Genomic DNA, 17,858 nt, shown 5'->3' with positions numbered 1-17,858 from the left:
GTATCGGGATGCTGTCAGTTGTATTGGTATGCTTTCAGTATACCAGTAGACCAAGAAATATAACGCCCTGAGAAGGGCGTTGCGCTATCCATCCACGCTCATCAATGAGCGGGACTTCCGCGCATTTTGTTAAGTATCACGATTGGGATGTCAATTTTGTGCTATGATCGGGGCAATACTGTCCTTACGCTAGATAGCAGGACAGTGGTATGATTGTCCTGCTATCTAGCGTAAGGACAGTATTGGCTGTCCCGGGGCGGCGACGCCGCGATAAAAATCCCCCCATAACGCGTGACATCATCAAATAATCGAGAGGTTCCAGATTGAGTCCGACCAAGTTTGAAATGACCAGGCGGCAGTTTATCCAGTTCGCCACGATCAGCGCCGCCATGCTTTTGACCGCAGAGCAGGGAGGCCGCGCGGCCACGCCGCTGCCATTGAAGACGCGCTCTTATGCGGCGCTCCAAGACCTGCCCGCCGGCTCCATCAATCCGCAGGGATGGCTGCGGACGTATATGGAGAAACAGGCGGAGCACCTTGGATCCAAACTGACGCAGGTGTCTTGGCCCTTTACAGTTGCGTACTGGAAGGGTGAGGAGCAAGGCGAATTATGGTGGCCTTGGGAACAGATGGCTTACTGGGTTGACGGCGCCACACGCCTGGCGATCGTCATGAACGATAAAAGTCTGATGCGGCAGGTGCGAGAGAAGATCGACTACACGGTCTCCCACGCTAACTCGGACGGATATCTTGGGCCGAAGTTCTTTGAGGAGCCCACGGGCGACTTCCATCGCTGGCCGCATGCGGTCTTCTTCCGAGGATTGGCGGCGGCCTCGGACGCCAGTGGCGAGACTGAGATCGCGGAGGCCATGCGTAAGCACTATCTTTCCGACAAGGCCGCTTATGGGAAGCCCACTCGCAACGTCGTCAATATCGAGACGATGCTCTGGTGCTACGAGCGTACTGGAGATCCGCAGCTGCTGGCGCTCGCCGAAAACTCCTGGCGGGAATACTTGACGGTGGCCGACGACAAGGAACATGGGGATCTGTCGGAGCTGCGCGTGTTTTCGGCGACGCCGATTGACGCCCATGGCGTGACCTATATGGAGACGGCCAAGCAGCCGGCGATCCTGTACGCCCATACCGGCAAGACCGAATATCTGAAATTCGCCCTCGCCGCCCAGCGCCGCGTCTTCGACCACCATATGCTGATCGACGGTATCCCATCCACCTCGGAATGGTATCGCACGAAGACGTCGCTCGACTCCCATGAGACGTGTGATATCTCCGACCACACCTGGTCGTGGGGATATCTTCTGACGGCGACGGGCGACGGAGTGTGGGGGGATCGTATCGAGCGCGCCTGCTTCAACGCCGGTCCTGGCGCGATTAAGAACGACTGGAAGGCGCTTCAATACTTCTCCTGCCCTAACCAGTTCCTTGCTACCCTGAACTCTGACCACAACGTCATGGCGCACGGGGGGCATATGATGGCGTACCAGCCCAATCCAGGCCAGCGCACCGCCTGCTGCGGCGGCAACGTGCATCGGCTTCTACCTAACTACGTCATGCGCATGTGGATGAAGCAGCCGGACGGTGGCCTGGCGGCGACGCTTTATGGCCCGTCCAAGCTCACGACTACCGTCGGCCCCGATCACGACTCTCTCGAAATCGTTCAGACAACGGGATATCCCTTCGAAGAACAGATCCATTTCACGATCGATCTGAAGCGCGCCGTCGCCTTTCCGCTGTCCCTGCGTATCCCAGAATGGTGTGAGAATCCGAATATCACATTGAACGGCAAGCCGATCAGCACGCCGCATAAGAAAAATGGCTTCGTCACGCTAAATCGAACCTTCCAGCCCGGGGATAAGATCACCCTGACCCTGCCCATGAAGACCGCCGTCTCCCATTGGCCCCAGAATGGCGTCGGCCTAGAGCACGGACCACTCGTATATTCCCTGCCGATTGAAGCAAATTGGACGCCAATCGTCGAAGAACGATATACGACCGCCGAATACCCCAGCTGGAACGCCACGCCCACGAGCGCCTGGAATTACGGCGTCGTTGTCGATGAAGCGAAACTCAAGAGCTCCGTAAAGTTCGAGCGCAAGCCCATCCCAGAAGATCCCTGGAGCAACCCGCCTACCCGGCTCATTGTGTCCGCCAAGAAGATCGAAGACTGGGAGCTTCAGGTCAATCCCGACAATCCCAACCAGAAGTTCACCCCGCCGCTGCCCGACGTGAGCGCGAGCAAAGTGGCCGATTCCGTGGAGCATTTGACGCTGGTTCCCTACGGCTCCACCCACCTGCGGGTCACCATCTTCCCAGATCTGGGATAGTATCTTGTTAAGGTAAATACCCTTCCAGCGCGTAGGCGACGGCTTGCTCCCAGGTGAGGAGGGCGCCGGATGTCTGAGCCGCTGTGAAGGCGGCTTCGCTGAGAGCGGCGCGGGCGGACTGGGTTTGCCACTCAAACGATTCCTCGGGGTCGGAGGATGGCGGGATATCGAGAGCCCCCCCCAAGCTGTGCGCCGCCGCCCAGAGACGCACCGCACGCTCTGGGCGTCCCTGCTTGTCCTCAATGCCCGCCAGTGCTTTCAAGTTGTCCAGTGTGCCTAGCTTGTAGCCGACCGACCGGCCAATTTCTAGACTTTGCTGGTGCAGAGATTTGGCGGCCAAGAGCTTGTTTTTTTTGTCGGCGATGAACCCGAGGCGAGTCAGCGCTTCGGAGACGCCCTGTTGATCCGCCGTCTGGCGGAAGAGACCGAGAGCCTCCTCGTAGAGGGCCTCCGCTGACGAATCCTCTCCTTGTCGGCGCATCGCATTCCCAATGTGCACCAGCTGCCTCGCGACGCCGGAATAGTCCTTGAATTCTCGAAACAGATCCAGAGATTGCTCGTGCCGAACGCGCGCCTCTGTATAATCCGCCTGCTCATAGGCGACGTTACCAAGGTTTCCAAGGGTGCGCGCCACGGAGTGGGTGTCGTTCATCGATTGAAAAATGACAATCACCTGTTCGTAAAAATTCCGCGATGTCTCATACTCCTTGAGGTAGTACGCCACATTCGCCAGGTTGCTGAGCGCCTGCGCCGATCCGCGCACGTCTTCGGCGTCTTGGAACCGAACTTGCGCTTCCTCGAACAACGCTCGGGCGCTCAAGGGATCGCATAGGATTAGCGCCACATTGCCGAGATTGTTGAGCGCGACGGCTTGGCCGCGTCCATCGTCAAGCTGCCGGCGGACATCCAAACACTCAGAATAGAAACCTCGGGCCGCGCTGTAGTCGCCATGGCTATAAGACAGCACCCCCGCGCCGTTGAGCGCGCGCGCCCGCGCCGCTGTCGTTTCCCGCGCGCCCGGTCGATCCAGCGCCTGGATGAGATAACGCCTGCCCTGGACATGAAGGGCGTGCATGTGCCAGTATTGGGACAGCCCTCCGGCGAGACTCAGGCCGATACGCGCCGCCTCCGTGTCGGTGTCCGGCTGCATCCCGACCCAGGCAAGCGCCGCCGCAAGATTGCTGTACTCTGCTTCCAAGGCCGCTAACTGCTGAAACAACTCCGCGCCTCGAAGCTGGGTCGCCGCCTCGACAAGCGCCGCCGCCCAAGCCAGATGACGGCCGCAAACCTCTGCGCCTTCCTGCAAATGCTCCGCTCCATACTGGCGCACCGTTTCCAGCATCCGATATCGTTCGGCCGCTGCGCTTCCGTCAAAGATGATGAGCGATTTGTCCACCAAAGATGTCAGCAGATCTAAGACGGCGCTCCGAGGAATGTCATCCCCGGCGCACACTGCTTCTGCAGCCTCCAGAGTCCAGCCTCCGGAAAACACGGATACCCGCGCCAGCAGGATCTGCTCCTGAACGGTCAGGAGCGCAAACGACCAGTCCAGAGTCGCTCGCATCGTCTGCTGGCGAGACATCGCGGCGCGGCTTCCTCCCGACAACAGGGTCAAATGATCGTCCAGTCGGGCCGCCATCTGCTCGGCCGTCATCGCCCGAATACGAGCGGCGGCCAGCTCAATCGCCAGCGGAGCGCCCTCCAGCCGCGCGCAGATCTCCGCGACCGCCGCCGCGTTGGCCCCCGTCAGCGCGAAGTCGTTCCGCGCCGCCTGCGCACGCTCCACGAACAGCTGCACGCTTTCGTAACCCATCAGCGCCCGACAAAGCGCCGCCGGGTTTTGCGGCAAATGCGCCGGGTCCGGCGTCGACAGCGATGGAACTTGCCAGGCGACCTCGCCCGTCATCCGCAGCGCCTCACGGCTCGTCGCCAGCACGCGCACGCCACCGCACTCTCGCAGCAGGCGATCGGCGGTCTGCGCAATGGCGTCAAGCAGATGCTCGCAGTTGTCCAGCACCAGGAGAAGATCCTTGTGACGCAGATAATCGATCAGCGTTTCCAGCAGCGGCTGGTCCGGCGTTTCCTTCAGATTCAGAACAGAAGCAATCTGTCCCACGACGCTTGCTCCATCCGAAAGCGTTTCCAGCGCCGCCAGCCAAACTCCATCGACGAACTGCGGGGCGGATTCTTCTGCGGCCGTGAGCGCTAGACGCGTTTTGCCAATGCCGCCCGGGCCGGTCAGAGTCACCAGCCGAGACACCCCGATCCGCTGCATCACCTCTGCGCGCTCGTCCTTGCGTCCGATCAGATCCGTCAGCGGCTTGGGAAGATACCCTGGCGGCTTCGGTGACGGCGCGCTTTTCGGGACCGTCATGGCCGGCAAGGACGCACGCCGCTGCATCTCGGCGCGCCCTTGGGAGTAGAGCGCCGTTGTTTGTTCGTCGGGAGCGGCCCTGGGATCGTCCCGGCGCAGGGTCTGCGCGAATGTCCGGTAGACGCTCAGCGCGGCGTTATCGTCGCCTGCCTGGAAAAGCGCCTGCATCAGTCCCCGCTGAGCCGCTTCCCAGAGCGGCGCAATACGGATGGCGCGCCGGTAATAATCAGCCGTCGCCGTGTGATCTCCCGCCGCCAGGGCGTTTCCCGCCAATGTTTCCAGCGCCTTCAAACACTCTTGTTCGCGCGCTGTGCGCTCCTCCAACGCCCACTCTTCATTGCATCCTTCCAGCAGCGGACCCCGATACAGCGCCGCTGCGCGCTCCAGCGCTTCGGGCGTTTGGCTGTCGATCGCGGCGTCGAACTCAAGGAGGTCTACTGAGGCGCCGCCGAGATCCAGGCGCAGCGTGTGCCGGCTGGGCGACTGCACGCGCCCGGACTGGCTTCCAAGCGCCCGGCGCAGATCGCTCAAGGCCGGATTGAGATTGGCGGCGGATCGATCGGGAAACGCATCGAGCCAGAGCATTTCGCAGAGCCATGCGCGCTCCACCGAATGGCCATGACGCAGCACGAGCAGCGCCAGCAGCCACCGGCTCTTGCGGGATCGCAGCGGCGGCAGCGGCCGGCCATCCACAAACGCTTGCATCGGCCCGAACAAAGTGATCGCCAACGACGCTTCGGAGTTTTGCGTACCCATCATTGCCCTTTCCGAAGAGGACAGGGAAGCCTGCACGCTCAAAAAATCTTCTTGAAATCGATTTCGATTGTTCGGAACGTTATTCCTTCCAAACGGGAAGGCTGCGGGAAGGCGCGGCTGAGATAATGACCGTGAACGATGCAAGAACGCGTCCTGAGACGCAGCCAATTTCGGATTCGCCATGGAGGATCTTATGACCCTGGAAACGATCGCGCCAATGGACATCGAGAATATCGCCGCCGTTCCCGCAATCTCCCGACGCCGCGCCCTGCTGATGGGCGTGGGCGCAGCGATTGCGGCGGCGCTTCCCGCATTTGTCAGTCCTAAAGCATCGGCCGCAGCGCCGACTTCACCCACCGACTTCATAGGAGCGCACACCATGAACACAGTTTTGACGAAAGACGGAACGAAGATCTACTACAAAGATTGGGGCAAGGGACTTCCCGTGGTCTTCTGCCATGGCTGGCCGCTGAGCGCCGACGCCTGGGACGCCCAGATGATCTTCCTGGCCGAGCACGGCTACCGGGTGATCGCCCACGACCGGCGCGGCCATGGCCGCTCCAGCCAGACCTGGGCCGGGAACGATATGGACACCTACGCGGACGATTTGTCCACGCTGATTGAAACCCTCGGTTTGAAGGACGTCACGCTGGTCGGGCACTCCACGGGAGGCGGTGAGGTGGCTCGCTACATCGGCCGGCACGGCTCGAAGCGGATCGCCAAGGCTGTTCTGATCTCTTCCGTCCCGCCGATGATGCTGAAGACGACGGACAATCCGATCGGCGCGCCGATCGAAGTGTTCGACGGTATTCGCGCTGCGGTGCTTGGGGACCGCGCCCAGTTCTACAAGGATTTCTGCATGCCGTTCTACGGCTACAACAAGTCGGACGCGAAGATCTCGCAGGGCGTCCGCGACTCGTTCTGGCTCCAGGGGATGATGGGGTCGATCCAGGGCCAATACGATTGCATCAAGGCGTTCTCCGAAACGGACTTCCGAGGAGACTTGGCGAAGTTCGATATCCCAACGCTTGTTTTGCAGGGTGACGCCGACCAGATCGTTCCCATCGACATTGCGTCGCTGCGCACGGTCAAGATGGTCAAGGGCGCGAAGCTCAAGGTTTACCCCGGCGCGCCGCACGGGCTATGCACGACGCTGGCCAATGAAGTGAACGCCGATCTCCTGGCCTTTCTCAAATCCTGACGAAAATAATCGAGGAGTATGACATGGACGGCAAACCATTCTTTACCGAACACTACGTTTCCCATGGCCAGGGACGCATCTACACGCGCGACTACGCCGGCGACGGGCCTGCCTTTGTGCTCATGCACGGCTTCCCCGACAACCTGCGCATTTACGACGATCTTGTCCCGCACCTTGTCGCCGCCGGCCGGTGGGTCGTCACGTTTGATTTTCTGGGGTTCGGCGCCTCCGACAAACTTCCCGGCGCCGTTTATAATTTCGGGCAGCAGCTGGGCGACTTGGAAAGGGTGATCGAAGCCCTGGGATTGGAAACAATCGTTCCCGTCGCGCACGACTCCTCGGGGCCGACGGCGATCAACTTTACGCTGGCGCATCCAGAGCGCGTGGAATCGCTGTGTATCTTGAACTCGGGTTACGACGACGCATTTCCCATTGTCTGGCCGGAGATGGTGACATTGTTCGCGACCCATAGTATGAGCGCGCTGAGCGCCGCCATCGCGCAGAGTCCTACGCAGTTTGGCTGGCTGCTCGGCTGGCAGAAAACGCTGTTCGCCGATCCGTTGCCGCCGGATCAAAAGGAGCGCTTCGAAACGTCGATTGGGCAGCTCATCGCCGACAACTTCACTCAGCCGCCAAGTTCCGGTCCTGCGTTCATGCAGCTTGCTTCGCACTTCTTTGCGGAGCTGGCGCGAAATACGCGGCGCCTGCCTGAGTTAAAGCATCTCGATTTGCCGGTCAAGGTGATCTGGGGAGAACTTGATCCCTACATCACGGCGGATGTGGGCCGAGATCGTGCTTCCCACTTCCAGCACGCCACGCTTCATCTGCTGCCGGCAGGGCATTGGGTGCAATCGGACATGCCTGCCGAAGTCGCACAGGCGATGCTTTCCTGATTCCATCTGCGCAAATTTTCGGAAAATGATCGGGATTCTGATAGGAGAAATTTATGGATATTACTGGTTGTGTTGCTCTTGTGACGGGCGCCAACGGCGGTATTGGACGAGCCTTTGTCAGCGAACTGCTAAAACGCGGCGCCGCGAAAGTTTATATCGCGGCGCGCGACGCCGCTTCGCTCTCGGATCTGATGGCGGGTGGGGACGAGCGCCTGATTCCTCTCACGCTCGATGTGACCGATCTGGCGCAAATCGAAGCGGCGGTCGCTGCTGCGCCGGATGTGACATTTCTCGTCAACAACGCCGGCTTCGCCGCGTTCGAAGGCGCGATCTCGGCGCCCGATCTCTCCAGCGCGCGCCGGGAGATGGACGTCAATTACTTCGGTACTCTGGCGCTGACCCGCGCCTTTGGCCCGATCCTTGCGGCGTCGGGTGGCGGGGCCATCCTGAACATGCTGTCGATGGTGGCGCTGGTGAGCCTGCCTATGGCCGCAACCTATTCGGCGTCCAAGGCGGCGGGCCTGTCCCTCACACGCAGCATCCGGGCTGAGCTTTCGGCGCAGGGGACACTGGTTGTCGGCGTTCTCGCGGCTCAGACGGAGACGCCGATGGGCGCGCGATTGCCGGAGCCGCGCTTGACGCCCGAGGAAGTTGTTTCAGATTCCCTGGATGCGATCCAAGCGGGTCAGAACGACGAAGTCGTCGCGGGGGCTTTGTCACGCGGCGCTTACGCCGCCTTCACCTCCGATCCCAAGGCGTTTCAAGCCAAGATGTCCGCCCGACTACCGCAGCGCTAACTATAGGAGAAATCTCATGTCCGAAATTCAAAATCCGAGCGCGCCTGTCACAGCGGCGCCAGACGCCGTCCCCACGACCAAAATCCTCGCGATCAGCTCCCTGACCGCCAAGGCGACGCCCGAAGCCATTGCGCAGATCATGCCCTTTGAAGCGCCAGCGACCGTCCGTCTCCATCTGGCCGGTAAAATCGACCAGTGGTTCTTCCAGACAGGGTCGAATGGCGTCGTCTTCATTCTGAATGTGACGACGGCCGCCGAGGCGCACGAACTTCTCGAAAAACTTCCCTTAGGCGTGGCCGGCTTGATGACATTCGAGCTCATTCCGCTTGGGCCGCTCAAGCCGCTCGGCATGCTTCTAATGGAGTAATAGAAGAAGGAATTCACGTCCAACGTGATCAATCTCTGCCGCGTTCTCCCTAATTTTTGGCCCATCCAAATTTGGATGGGCCATTTGTCGTTTTCTTTCGCCCGCATTGAACCCGCGCCCTCCCTCCGGTGTCCTTGGTATGTCAATGAACCCGATAACCAACAACCATGACGACAAATTGATGGAGCGTATCCAGGAGCGGGATGAGGCGGCGTTTGAGCTGCTAGTCCAGCGCTATCAGGACGCCCTGCGCCGGCATCTGCTGCGCACGGTGCGTGATGAGGACGCCGCTGGGGATCTCCTTCAGGAGCTGCTTCTGCGGGTATGGACCAAGGCAGACCAGTGGGATGGGCGCGGAGGCGTTCGACAATGGCTGTTTCGAGCCGCCACAAACCTTGCCCTCAACCATCTGCGCTCGGTCCGCCGCCGGCGTGAAACGGCGCTTGAAGCGCCGCCGACCGTCACGACGGATGAGGTCCGCCGTGACCTGCCTGCCGAGTGGATCGCGGATGCCTCCGAAACTCCGGAAGAGGCCGCGCAGAGCGCCGAAAGCGCCCGGCGACTTCGTGGGATGATCGGCCAGCTTTCCGACGAGAAGCGAGAAGTCTGGACCCTGGTGCATGAGGATGAGATGGATATGGCGGGGGCGGCCGAGAAGCTTGGCATCCCCACGGGGACGGTCAAGTCGCGACTCTATCATGCGCGTCAGCAGTTGGCTCGGGAGTGGAGTGAGATGGTGAAGGAATGGGAGAACATCGAATGATCCAGATGACGGAAACGACATGGCACCAAGAATCTTACGACCGATTTCTTCGGGAAACGCTTCCCGAACTGCTTTCCGAACGGCTGCCGCTGGCGGGATACGCGGTGGAGTTTCCTACGGAGACAACGGCCCAAGTGACCGTTTCGGTATTCGGGCCGAGCGGCGAGGCTTCGGCGACATTCGACGGACTTTGCCGACCGGACCGAGAAGGAATGCTCTGGCTCGGCGGCGATCAGGGATCGATCCATGGCGGTCCGGCTTGGGCGCATCCACGCATCATGCTGCCTTACGCCGACCAGGAAGATCTGGAGGCCGCCAATATCAAGTGTATCGGCGAATGCCTTTATGACGATATCGAAGCGCGTCTCGGGGAAGCGACGGAGGAACTGCCCTGGGACGAATCCCTGCTGCGCTCGTGGCTTCCGCTCGACGTATGGTTCGCTTCGTTTTATTCCGAGCGTTCGCAGTGGCTGGACAAAACAAATTGGCTGGCCCGCAAGATCCACGCGCGGCGTCTCTTTATTCCCAGCGCCACCGGCGCGCTGACGGCGGCGAACATCGGTCGTGTCAGTCCGCTGGAGACACCCGAAGGATCGAACGTCAACAAGATCTGTGCGATCGCCATGGGCGCGGTGATTCGCGATGGGAAGCTGATGATTGTCGACGACGCTCCAGAAGCAGGCTTCGGGCTGCCGGCGATGATGATCCCCTTCATCGAGCACAGTTCCGACGCCCGGCTGATCATGAGCTGTAATATGATGCGCCAGTGGCTGCCGACGACGAAATCCGAGCCGGCGCTCGTACAGACGGGATATGAACCGGACGTCCCAGGATTTTGGTGCGGGCGCAGCCTGCTCACGGCCTACGCGCCATGGGGTGAAGACACGTTTGAGGACTCGGTGGTGATCAGCGAGTCGTGCGCCAAACGATTTCCTCGGGATCCCGCTCCGACCCAGTGGTATCGCGAGCGCTATACGCCCATCCAGGCCGGCGACCGATTGTCGAATCGTCACGGCGCGAAATGCACGATCGGCCGCATCCTTCCCGACGACGAAATGCCGCATCTGGACGGAGTCGCCGTCGATCTCGTCTACTCGCCGTCCGGAGTCATTTCGCGGCTGAACCTTGGGCAATTGTGGGAAGCCGCCGCCGGGCGCATCGCTCATCTCACTGGCGAGCCGTTTATCGCGCCCCCGTTTCATGGCTCATCCCAAAACGATCTCCGGGCGCAGCTCAAAAATTTAGGATTGCCGGATGACGGGCTTGGACAGCTCACACTGGGCAAGGACGGCCCCGCGCTGGATCGGCCAAGCTGTGTCGGGTGGGTTTACTGGGGACGACTGGATCACGAAGCCGCCACGAAAACCTCATACACGACGGGCGCCGAAGGGACTGCTGGAAGCAATGGCGGCGCAGCGCCAGGACAGGCCTTGGGCTATCTCGAATACGCCGCCCTCCGCGAGATCGGCGCTTACGAGACGATTCGCGAACAATATCACACACGATCTCAGCGCAATCCCGAGGCGGCGACCCTGGCGGAGCGCCTCGCACATGGTCCCGTCAAGCAGGAGCCGGGATCGTCGCCGGCCTTTGCGGATCTCACCGCGCGTCTTGCCGCCGCCGGTATCGGCGCGGATCTTACGGGCGGGATTTTGCAGCTCTCGCTGTGCGCGCCTTCGTCGGGACTGGAGCTTGCCCGCCCTGTCCCTCACCCCTGGCTTCGGGGAGTGGAGGTAAGATCGGTGGGAAACTTCCGTGCGTCTGCTGGGTTTGACGACATCGAAAAGGTGAATGCGCAGCTTGGACGATTGATCCAATCCGGGGCTCCCGAGACGCTGATTCGCAAAGGAAGCGTCGCGCTCGAAGCAAATGTGAGCGCTTACTTCGAAGCGCTGGTCGGCCCAGAAACGCTGCAATGGAGTGAAGATGTCGTCTTCAGCGGGCGCGCCATCGTATCGCCGGGAAGCGGCCTGGCGCTGGACGAAGTCGCATTGCCAGAAGAAATGGCCTGGGCGTTGTTTACTCCCATGCTGATGCGCGAATTTTCGGACGCCGATGCGATTGCGCGAAGGTCGCCGGACGCAGCGGCTGCACTGGACATCATAATGGCGCGTTCCTGGGTCATCTTAGCCTCATCAATGCTGTATGCACAGCCGGAGTTTGTGCATACGCCGCTGCTGGCGCTTCGCCCGATGCGTGAGGCGGGGGAGGTGCTCCGAATCCACACCGTCGTCACATCACTGATGAACGTCGATTTCGACGGCGACATCTGCTCCATATTTCTCCCCGTGACGGAGGCCGGACAGCGAGAAGCAGGCGCATTGCTGACGCCGCGCGCCTGCCTGGAGCGCGAGCCTCATCTGCTGGCGAACCTGCGGCCATCCATGGACAGCCTCTGGGGACTCGCTCAACTCAGTTTGAGTGAGCCAGGGCGTGAGGAGCTGAGCGCCCTCGGCATCGAACCGCTTCCAGAAGGCTTGCTGACAAAGCGCGACATAACGGATACGTTAATACGCATCTTAGAGAATGATGGCCTCACGGCGGCGATTGCGGCGTCGGAACGTCTTCGCCGTCGCGGCTTCGAAGCCGCCAAGCGCTCTGGATGGTCAATGGGTCCGTTTCTTGGCCACACGCTGGACTTGCCGCCGAAGCCGGGCGCGGCGGAATGGCTCGACGCCTGGCCTCGCTACGCCGAGGAAGTCACAGACATCCTCACGCGCAAAACAACCTTCGACGACAACGACCTCGACCCGGCGCGTCTTTCCGCGCTCAGCGGCGCGCGCGGCTCCACACGGCTTCTGCGCAATTACATCGTCGGCTGGGGAAGCGCAGAGGACATTCACGGCGAGCCGACGCCCACATCGCATGGGCTGGTCGAGAGCCTCACAACGGAGGAAGTGACGCTGTTCGCGCTCAGCCTGCGCCAAGCCTGGCATCGGAACTTGCGAAGTGAGAGCGCGCCAGCGTCCCAAGCCCCCTCGTCAGGCGGCCACCACGTACTCGCCCGCGCCATGCGCGCACAGTACCCCGGCGCCGTCTTCGCCCGCGCGGCCGTCGCCGTCGAGATTGACCCGCTGACAGAAGTCGACAGCCGCTTGTTCGTCGGGCTCCCTGCGATATCTGGAACAAGAGATTAGTAATCGGGAAGGGCGCCGCATCCTGAACGCGTTGCGGCGCCCGTCATTATTTGTGCGAAATAAGTGCTGGCGGCTGTTCACGAAAAGTAAATGCGAACCACTCTTCACCATCGTCGATGTCGCCGAGTAGCCAAGGGGCATATTGGGATACATTGGAAATCTGTTCTGGTATGTGAGAGTGATCGATATAAAATCGTGTGTCGATCGCCACCTTAGCCTCGTTAAGTGTTAACCCACAATCCCGTAAGTACTGGATTCTCAGCGATGCCGCTATGTGCATCAGCGCTCCATGCTCTTTGATCAGGCTTGGATGACATCGCCGCTGTGTGGCGCGTTCCAACGCACGAATGGCGTACGGACTCGATGTGACTAGCCCCCATCCGAATTGGCCGGAATCCGCCCACACGTTGCGCAGCATTCTCTTTGCTAGTCCCAGGTGGCGATCGCTCTCGTTAACGACCAGGTGATTGCTCTCGTGTTGTCAATCCATACCCGCGTTGCGAACGCGTATCCAACCAACTGGTCTTCAATCCAGGAAAGGGCCGCGAACGCGTCGTCGTTTTGAATGAGTTGACCAATGGATTTCGGGTTTTGGGAGATTGCGTGACCAGGGCGAGGACCTTGATCAGACCAGTGTCCGTAATGATGGGAGAATAGGTCCGAACAAAGCACGCAATATTCTTGAGGGAAATCTTCGCCAGGAATTAGCTCATATCTGACGTTGTCGGAGAGGAATGACATATCTACGCCGAGTAGGTGCGTACCGCTACTATGCCGCGATTCGCTCGAACTCTTTCGTTCGGCAGTTCATCAAACTTGAGTGTGGAGCATCCTGCAACGCTTACCGCGATATGCGTTGCTTGTTCGGCATCTAGCGATTCCGAACACCAGCCCCATCGAAACTTGCCGCTGGGAAAGCATTCGTTGCGGTTCTTGTAAGCAGCCAGAGCCATGACCGCTTCCACAGCGTATGCGGATCGGTAATGATGGGGCAAGAGCGCTACTTGATCTTCGTAGTTCGTAGCCTGATCCTGGCCGAGAGGGCCAAGGTAAACCAGATAGCAGCTTTGTGCGTCAATCTCGCGTTTAGTGAAATCTTGCGTATATAAGTCTCTATGATATGTGTTGCTAAATAAATCTGGTTGGTTCTGTGTTAGCCAGGCGATACTGAGGTCCGACCGTTCTTTGCCATTCACCTCAAGCAAGTCGACGCCGCGAAACACTACGTGTGTTTGGCGCACTTGCTTGCTCGGCTCAAAAGGACAAGGCTGCGACAGCAGTTCGTCCAGCAACGTTTGCACACGTGAAGAGACTCGCGCATCTGTTTTTTTGCTTTCCGCGTCGGCAAACGGCGGCTGGCTTATCGGTGTCAAATCTGTTGCTTCCTTTCTCTGATTGCTTCTACAGTATATCCCAATTTTACAAAATCATTGCGCCTGAGTTTGAATAGGCCGCGTGTCGTCAATGCAAATCATCCTGTTAGAATAGTGCAATGTTTAGATCAGATTCCGCACTGACGCGAACGGATTGTTCTGGTATCATTGAGTACAGTCAACACATGTCATGTGGCGCGGCAAAACGTGAATCTTCGATTTTTGAAGTTGTGATTGCGTTTATTGCGTTACATATGGGGTCTCAATGAACAAGGCAGTCCTTCGCGTTCTTTTGTTATCATCGCTCGCCGCTACGCATGCGGCTGCGGCTCAGTCGCTGCGTCCCTCGTTTGAACCCGCGACCGGGACGATTGTCGACGCCCGCTGGAAATCCGGCGTGCCGCTGGGCGGGATTGGGGACGGCAAGATCGAGCTGATGACGGATGGGTCTTTCGGGAACTTTACCAACCAGCATAACTGGGATCGGCCCTACAAGTGGGCGAAGGGCGCCTTCGCCGCCGTTCGCGTACAGGCGGCGGACGGCGCGCCGGTCGCGCGGATTCTGCGGCTGCAAAAGGGTGAGGAGTACACGGGGCTGACCAATGTGCAGCATACACGGATGCAGGGATGGTTTCCTCGCGCTCAGATCGATTACAGCGATGAGGCGCTGCCGGTGAAGGTGCGTTTAGAGGCGTTTTCGCCGCTGATCCCGCACGACGCTAAGAACTCCTCACTGCCCGTCGCCTTTTTAGACTATTCCGTGACCAACACGACACAGAAGACGGTGAAGGCGAGTATGCTGCTGTCCTGGCCAAATCTTTTGGGATGGGGCGGGCGCGTTGATACGAAGTGGGACGATCTGGGCGGCAATTCGCAGGATCCGGCGCACGCCGGAGCGCTCCAGGGGCTGCGCTTTTCGACGAGCCAATCCTACACAGATCAGAGGCGTAATGTGCTGGGTGAGGATTTTGTGGGAGTGCGGTCGGACAGTGGCTTGACGGTCAGTAATTGTGCGTCGTGGGACGCGGCGACGGCGACGCCGGCGTTTTGGAGCGGCTTTGAACGGACCGGGAAGCTTCAGAGCGCGGGGAGTAATCCCGCGCAGCCAGCGGGCGCGGTGGCGGCTGAGGCGACATTGAAGCCCGGTGAAACGCGTGTCTTTCGGTTTCGGGTCGCCTGGGCGATGCCCCAGATGATCACGGTCCAGAATCGGGCGGTGGTGAGCAAGGAGACGGCGCCGTCGAAGACCGATGTCGGAGCCGTGACCGACACCGACGGCGGTTCGCGCTGGGGAACCGGGCGCGCGATGCAGGCGGGCGATAATCTCGTCGTCGCGCTCGGGCGGTCCGTCACGCCGTCGTCGATCATGATCGACAGCGGGGGAGCGGGCACGGACTATGCGCGCGGCCTTCGCGTGGAAGTCTCCCCGGACGCTAAGTCCTGGAAGGAAGTCGCGGTCAAAACCGCAGACGAAATGAAGGGCGCATCCCAAACGATCGCGCTGACGCCCGCCGCCGGCAAGTACCTCCGCCTGACGAATCTCGGGACGGATACGTTCTACTGGTGGAGTGTTTATGGGATGAAAATTCAGGCCCCGGGAAGCGCGGAGCCGCTGATGCTGGCGCCGGACGCTGTCACGGCGAATCTGATCAAAACGACCACTGTCGTCACGGAAGACGTCGGCCATTACTGGAAGAACTGGTGGAACAGCGCCGGGGAGATTGCGGCGTACGCCGACAAGAACGAAGACACGCTGCTTAAGCAAACGCGATCCTGGCAGGACCCGGTCCTCCAATCGAGCCTGCCATTCTGGATGAAGCTCAAATTGATCAACTGCGCGTTTCCGATGTTCTCCAACACGATCCTGACCAAGGACGGGCGCTTCACGGTTTTGGAAAGCCCGATTGACATGGGCGGCGCCCTTGGCACGATGGATCAACGCATGGCCTCACACGCCTTCTTCACGGCCTTCTTTCCGGAGCTGGACCGCGCCGAGTTAGAGATGTACGCCACGTGCCAGCAGACGGATGGGCGCATCACGCACTTCGACGGTAACGTCCACGAGGTAATCGGCCGTCCCGATGTCGGGTATGGCATTACCGACTGGCCGGACCTTTCGTCGGCTTGGGTGATGCAGGCGGTGAAGCTTTATCGCTGGACCAGCGACGAATCGTTTCTCACGCGCATGAAGCCGCACATTACGAGCGCCATGGACTGGCTCGAAAAAGATGGCGCGGACGATAACTTAATTCCGGCGGGCGGGAGCACCTACGATTACGAGCAACTGCCGCGCGGCGAGTTTATCTACTCCGCGTCGTGTTACTTAGGAGCGTTACGGGCGGCGTCGGCCGTCTCAGACCCAGCGCAGGCGGCGGCTTACGACAAGCACCTGGGCGATGTCCAGAAATCGGTGATGGCGGACCTCTGGAACGGAACATATTTCCGAAAGTGGCGCCAGCCACCGACAGGGAAAACGGTGGAGGACAGCTTCGTGGCGAACCTCGCCGGCGACTGGCTGGCGCGCTTGACCGGCCTGCCGCGCACCCTCGATCCGAAGATCATCCATCAGAGCATCACGCAGACGATCGCCCGGCATCAGAAGCCTTTTTATCCCGTGCCGCCGATGCAGGTCACTTCCCAGGGCAAGCCCACGACTACCTCGTGCTATTTCTTGCAGCACGAGCCGTTTCTGGGCTGCGAGGCGATCTACGAGAACTATGTGGACGACGGGATCGAGACAATCAAGCGAGTCTATGACAGCGCCTGGGAGCTGAACCACAGTCCCTGGGATCAATCGCTCGCTTACGACGCCCCCTCGGGTGTGCAAAGCGGACTTGGGACCTATATGACCTGCCCGACGTCATGGCATGTGCTGAATGCCCTCGCCGGAACGTCGCTGGACCTGCCCGGCAAGCGGCTCTACGTGTCGCCGCGCCTCGCGACAACCGAGAGCGAACTGCATCTTCCCGTTTACTTCTCACGCTTCTGGGGATGGCTGGACTACGTCCCAGCCCAGCGTCATTTGACCCTGCGCATCGATCGTGTCTTCCCATTGGACTCCGCCACGGAACAGCCGCTCTATCATGTCGCCGGCAATCATACGCAGCCATCGGATGCGATGACGCTCACCTCGGTCGCCGCCGATGGCGACGCCGCGCCCATCGCTCTTGACGCTCCCTTTGTTGTAAAAGAGGGCGCGACACTGGACCTGTCGTCGATGATCGACCGCCTGGCGCCTCAAACTCCCAGCGGCAAAGTCGAATTCGAGGTCAAAGCGCCCGCTCCTGTGCGTCCCGGTCTGCCGTCGGCGGACTGGGTGCTGAGCGATAACCTGCACGACTCCCCGCAGCTCGCCGCATCGTTTGGCCAGATCGCCTTGGACGGCGATCCCGCCTCCCGCTGGACCACCCTGCGACCGAGGCTCCCGGGCGACGCATTGACACTCGACATGGGCAAAATCCAGCATGTCGCCAAGCTCGTTCTGGACAGCGCGAAGTCGCCCTCGGACTATCCACGCGGCTACCTCCTGGAAACGTCCTCAGACGGCGCGACCTGGACGCCCGCCGCCCGCGCCGACGCCGGCCAGGCCGGCGCCGCGCAGCAGGCCGGCGTGCTGACCATCGCATTCCCGCCAACCGACGCCCGGTATTTACGGATCACCAACGAGGGCGCGGACCCCGGCAGCTTCTGGTCCGTGCATGAACTGATGGTTTATGGGGAGTAGGGGATCTTCTCGCAATCGCCAGCCAATATTCAATGTTGGCCGTCTGCGCCACCGGGTGTGACTGATTTTTCTGACAGGCCCTTTCCCGATCTCGTCCCACAGCTGGAAGCAATGGTCTAGTCAGGGGTAAG

At 60.3% G+C, this 17,858-nt stretch carries 11 protein-coding genes; 8 read left to right on the top strand and 3 right to left on the bottom strand.

All coding sequences use genetic code 11. From position 1 onward, the window contains the following. Positions 1-323 precede the first annotated feature (323 nt). Positions 324-2,342 carry a beta-L-arabinofuranosidase domain-containing protein gene (locus tag ABIZ35_RS11330; protein WP_348220013.1) on the top strand — a complete coding sequence of 673 codons (2,019 nt, stop codon included), beginning with the start codon at positions 324-326 and terminating at the stop codon, positions 2,340-2,342. A 7-nt stretch (positions 2,343-2,349) separates the two neighbouring features. Here ABIZ35_RS11330 and ABIZ35_RS11325 read toward each other — a convergent pair whose 3' ends face one another. Continuing rightward, positions 2,350-5,475, bottom strand: coding sequence for a tetratricopeptide repeat protein (locus ABIZ35_RS11325; protein ID WP_348220012.1), 3,126 nt, complete (start codon positions 5,473-5,475; stop codon positions 2,350-2,352). Between the two features lie 376 nt (positions 5,476-5,851). On the opposite strand from ABIZ35_RS11325, the gene ABIZ35_RS11320 reads away from it, so the two are divergent. From ABIZ35_RS11320 to ABIZ35_RS11295, 6 genes are all read left to right on the top strand, one after another. Then, positions 5,852-6,673 (top strand): alpha/beta hydrolase, encoded by an 822-nt coding sequence (locus ABIZ35_RS11320; RefSeq protein ID WP_348220014.1) that lies wholly within the window; start codon positions 5,852-5,854, stop codon positions 6,671-6,673. A gap of 23 nt (positions 6,674-6,696) precedes the next feature. Beyond that, entirely contained in the window at positions 6,697-7,566 is an 870-nt protein-coding gene (locus ABIZ35_RS11315) for an alpha/beta hydrolase (protein ID WP_348220011.1), read from the top strand. A gap of 53 nt (positions 7,567-7,619) precedes the next feature. Beyond that, positions 7,620-8,363, top strand: a complete 744-nt coding sequence (locus ABIZ35_RS11310; protein ID WP_348220010.1) for an SDR family NAD(P)-dependent oxidoreductase — start codon at positions 7,620-7,622, stop codon at positions 8,361-8,363. A 16-nt stretch (positions 8,364-8,379) separates the two neighbouring features. Further along, the gene (locus ABIZ35_RS11305) at positions 8,380-8,730 is read left to right on the top strand and encodes a hypothetical protein (RefSeq protein ID WP_348220009.1); all 351 of its coding nucleotides are present in this window, start codon (positions 8,380-8,382) and stop codon (positions 8,728-8,730) included. Positions 8,731-8,875: 145 nt separating this feature from the next. Next, the gene (locus ABIZ35_RS11300; protein ID WP_348220008.1) at positions 8,876-9,493 is read left to right on the top strand and encodes a sigma-70 family RNA polymerase sigma factor; all 618 of its coding nucleotides are present in this window, start codon (positions 8,876-8,878) and stop codon (positions 9,491-9,493) included. Continuing rightward, on the top strand, positions 9,490-12,630 hold the full coding sequence (locus tag ABIZ35_RS11295) for a hypothetical protein (protein ID WP_348220007.1): 3,141 nt from the start codon (positions 9,490-9,492) through the stop codon (positions 12,628-12,630). The genes ABIZ35_RS11300 and ABIZ35_RS11295 overlap by 4 nt, the downstream gene beginning before the upstream one ends. A 46-nt stretch (positions 12,631-12,676) precedes the next feature. Here ABIZ35_RS11295 and ABIZ35_RS11290 read toward each other — a convergent pair whose 3' ends face one another. After that, a complete protein-coding gene (locus ABIZ35_RS11290) occupies positions 12,677-13,048 on the bottom strand; it encodes a hypothetical protein (protein WP_348220006.1) in 372 nt (123 codons plus the stop codon). Between the two features lie 325 nt (positions 13,049-13,373). Then, on the bottom strand, positions 13,374-14,003 hold the full coding sequence (locus ABIZ35_RS11285) for a hypothetical protein (RefSeq protein ID WP_348220005.1): 630 nt from the start codon (positions 14,001-14,003) through the stop codon (positions 13,374-13,376). 265 nt (positions 14,004-14,268) lie between these two features. Here ABIZ35_RS11285 and ABIZ35_RS11280 point away from each other — a divergent pair, with 265 nt between their 5' ends. After that, positions 14,269-17,727 carry a GH116 family glycosyl-hydrolase gene (locus ABIZ35_RS11280; RefSeq protein ID WP_348220004.1) on the top strand — a complete coding sequence of 1,153 codons (3,459 nt, stop codon included), beginning with the start codon at positions 14,269-14,271 and terminating at the stop codon, positions 17,725-17,727. Positions 17,728-17,858: the final 131 nt, after the last annotated feature.

Source organism: Capsulimonas sp., from assembly GCF_039929585.1.
In the GTDB taxonomy this organism is placed as follows: Bacteria; Armatimonadota; Armatimonadia; order Armatimonadales; family Capsulimonadaceae; genus Capsulimonas.
This window is presented reverse-complemented; position numbering and strand designations above follow the sequence as displayed.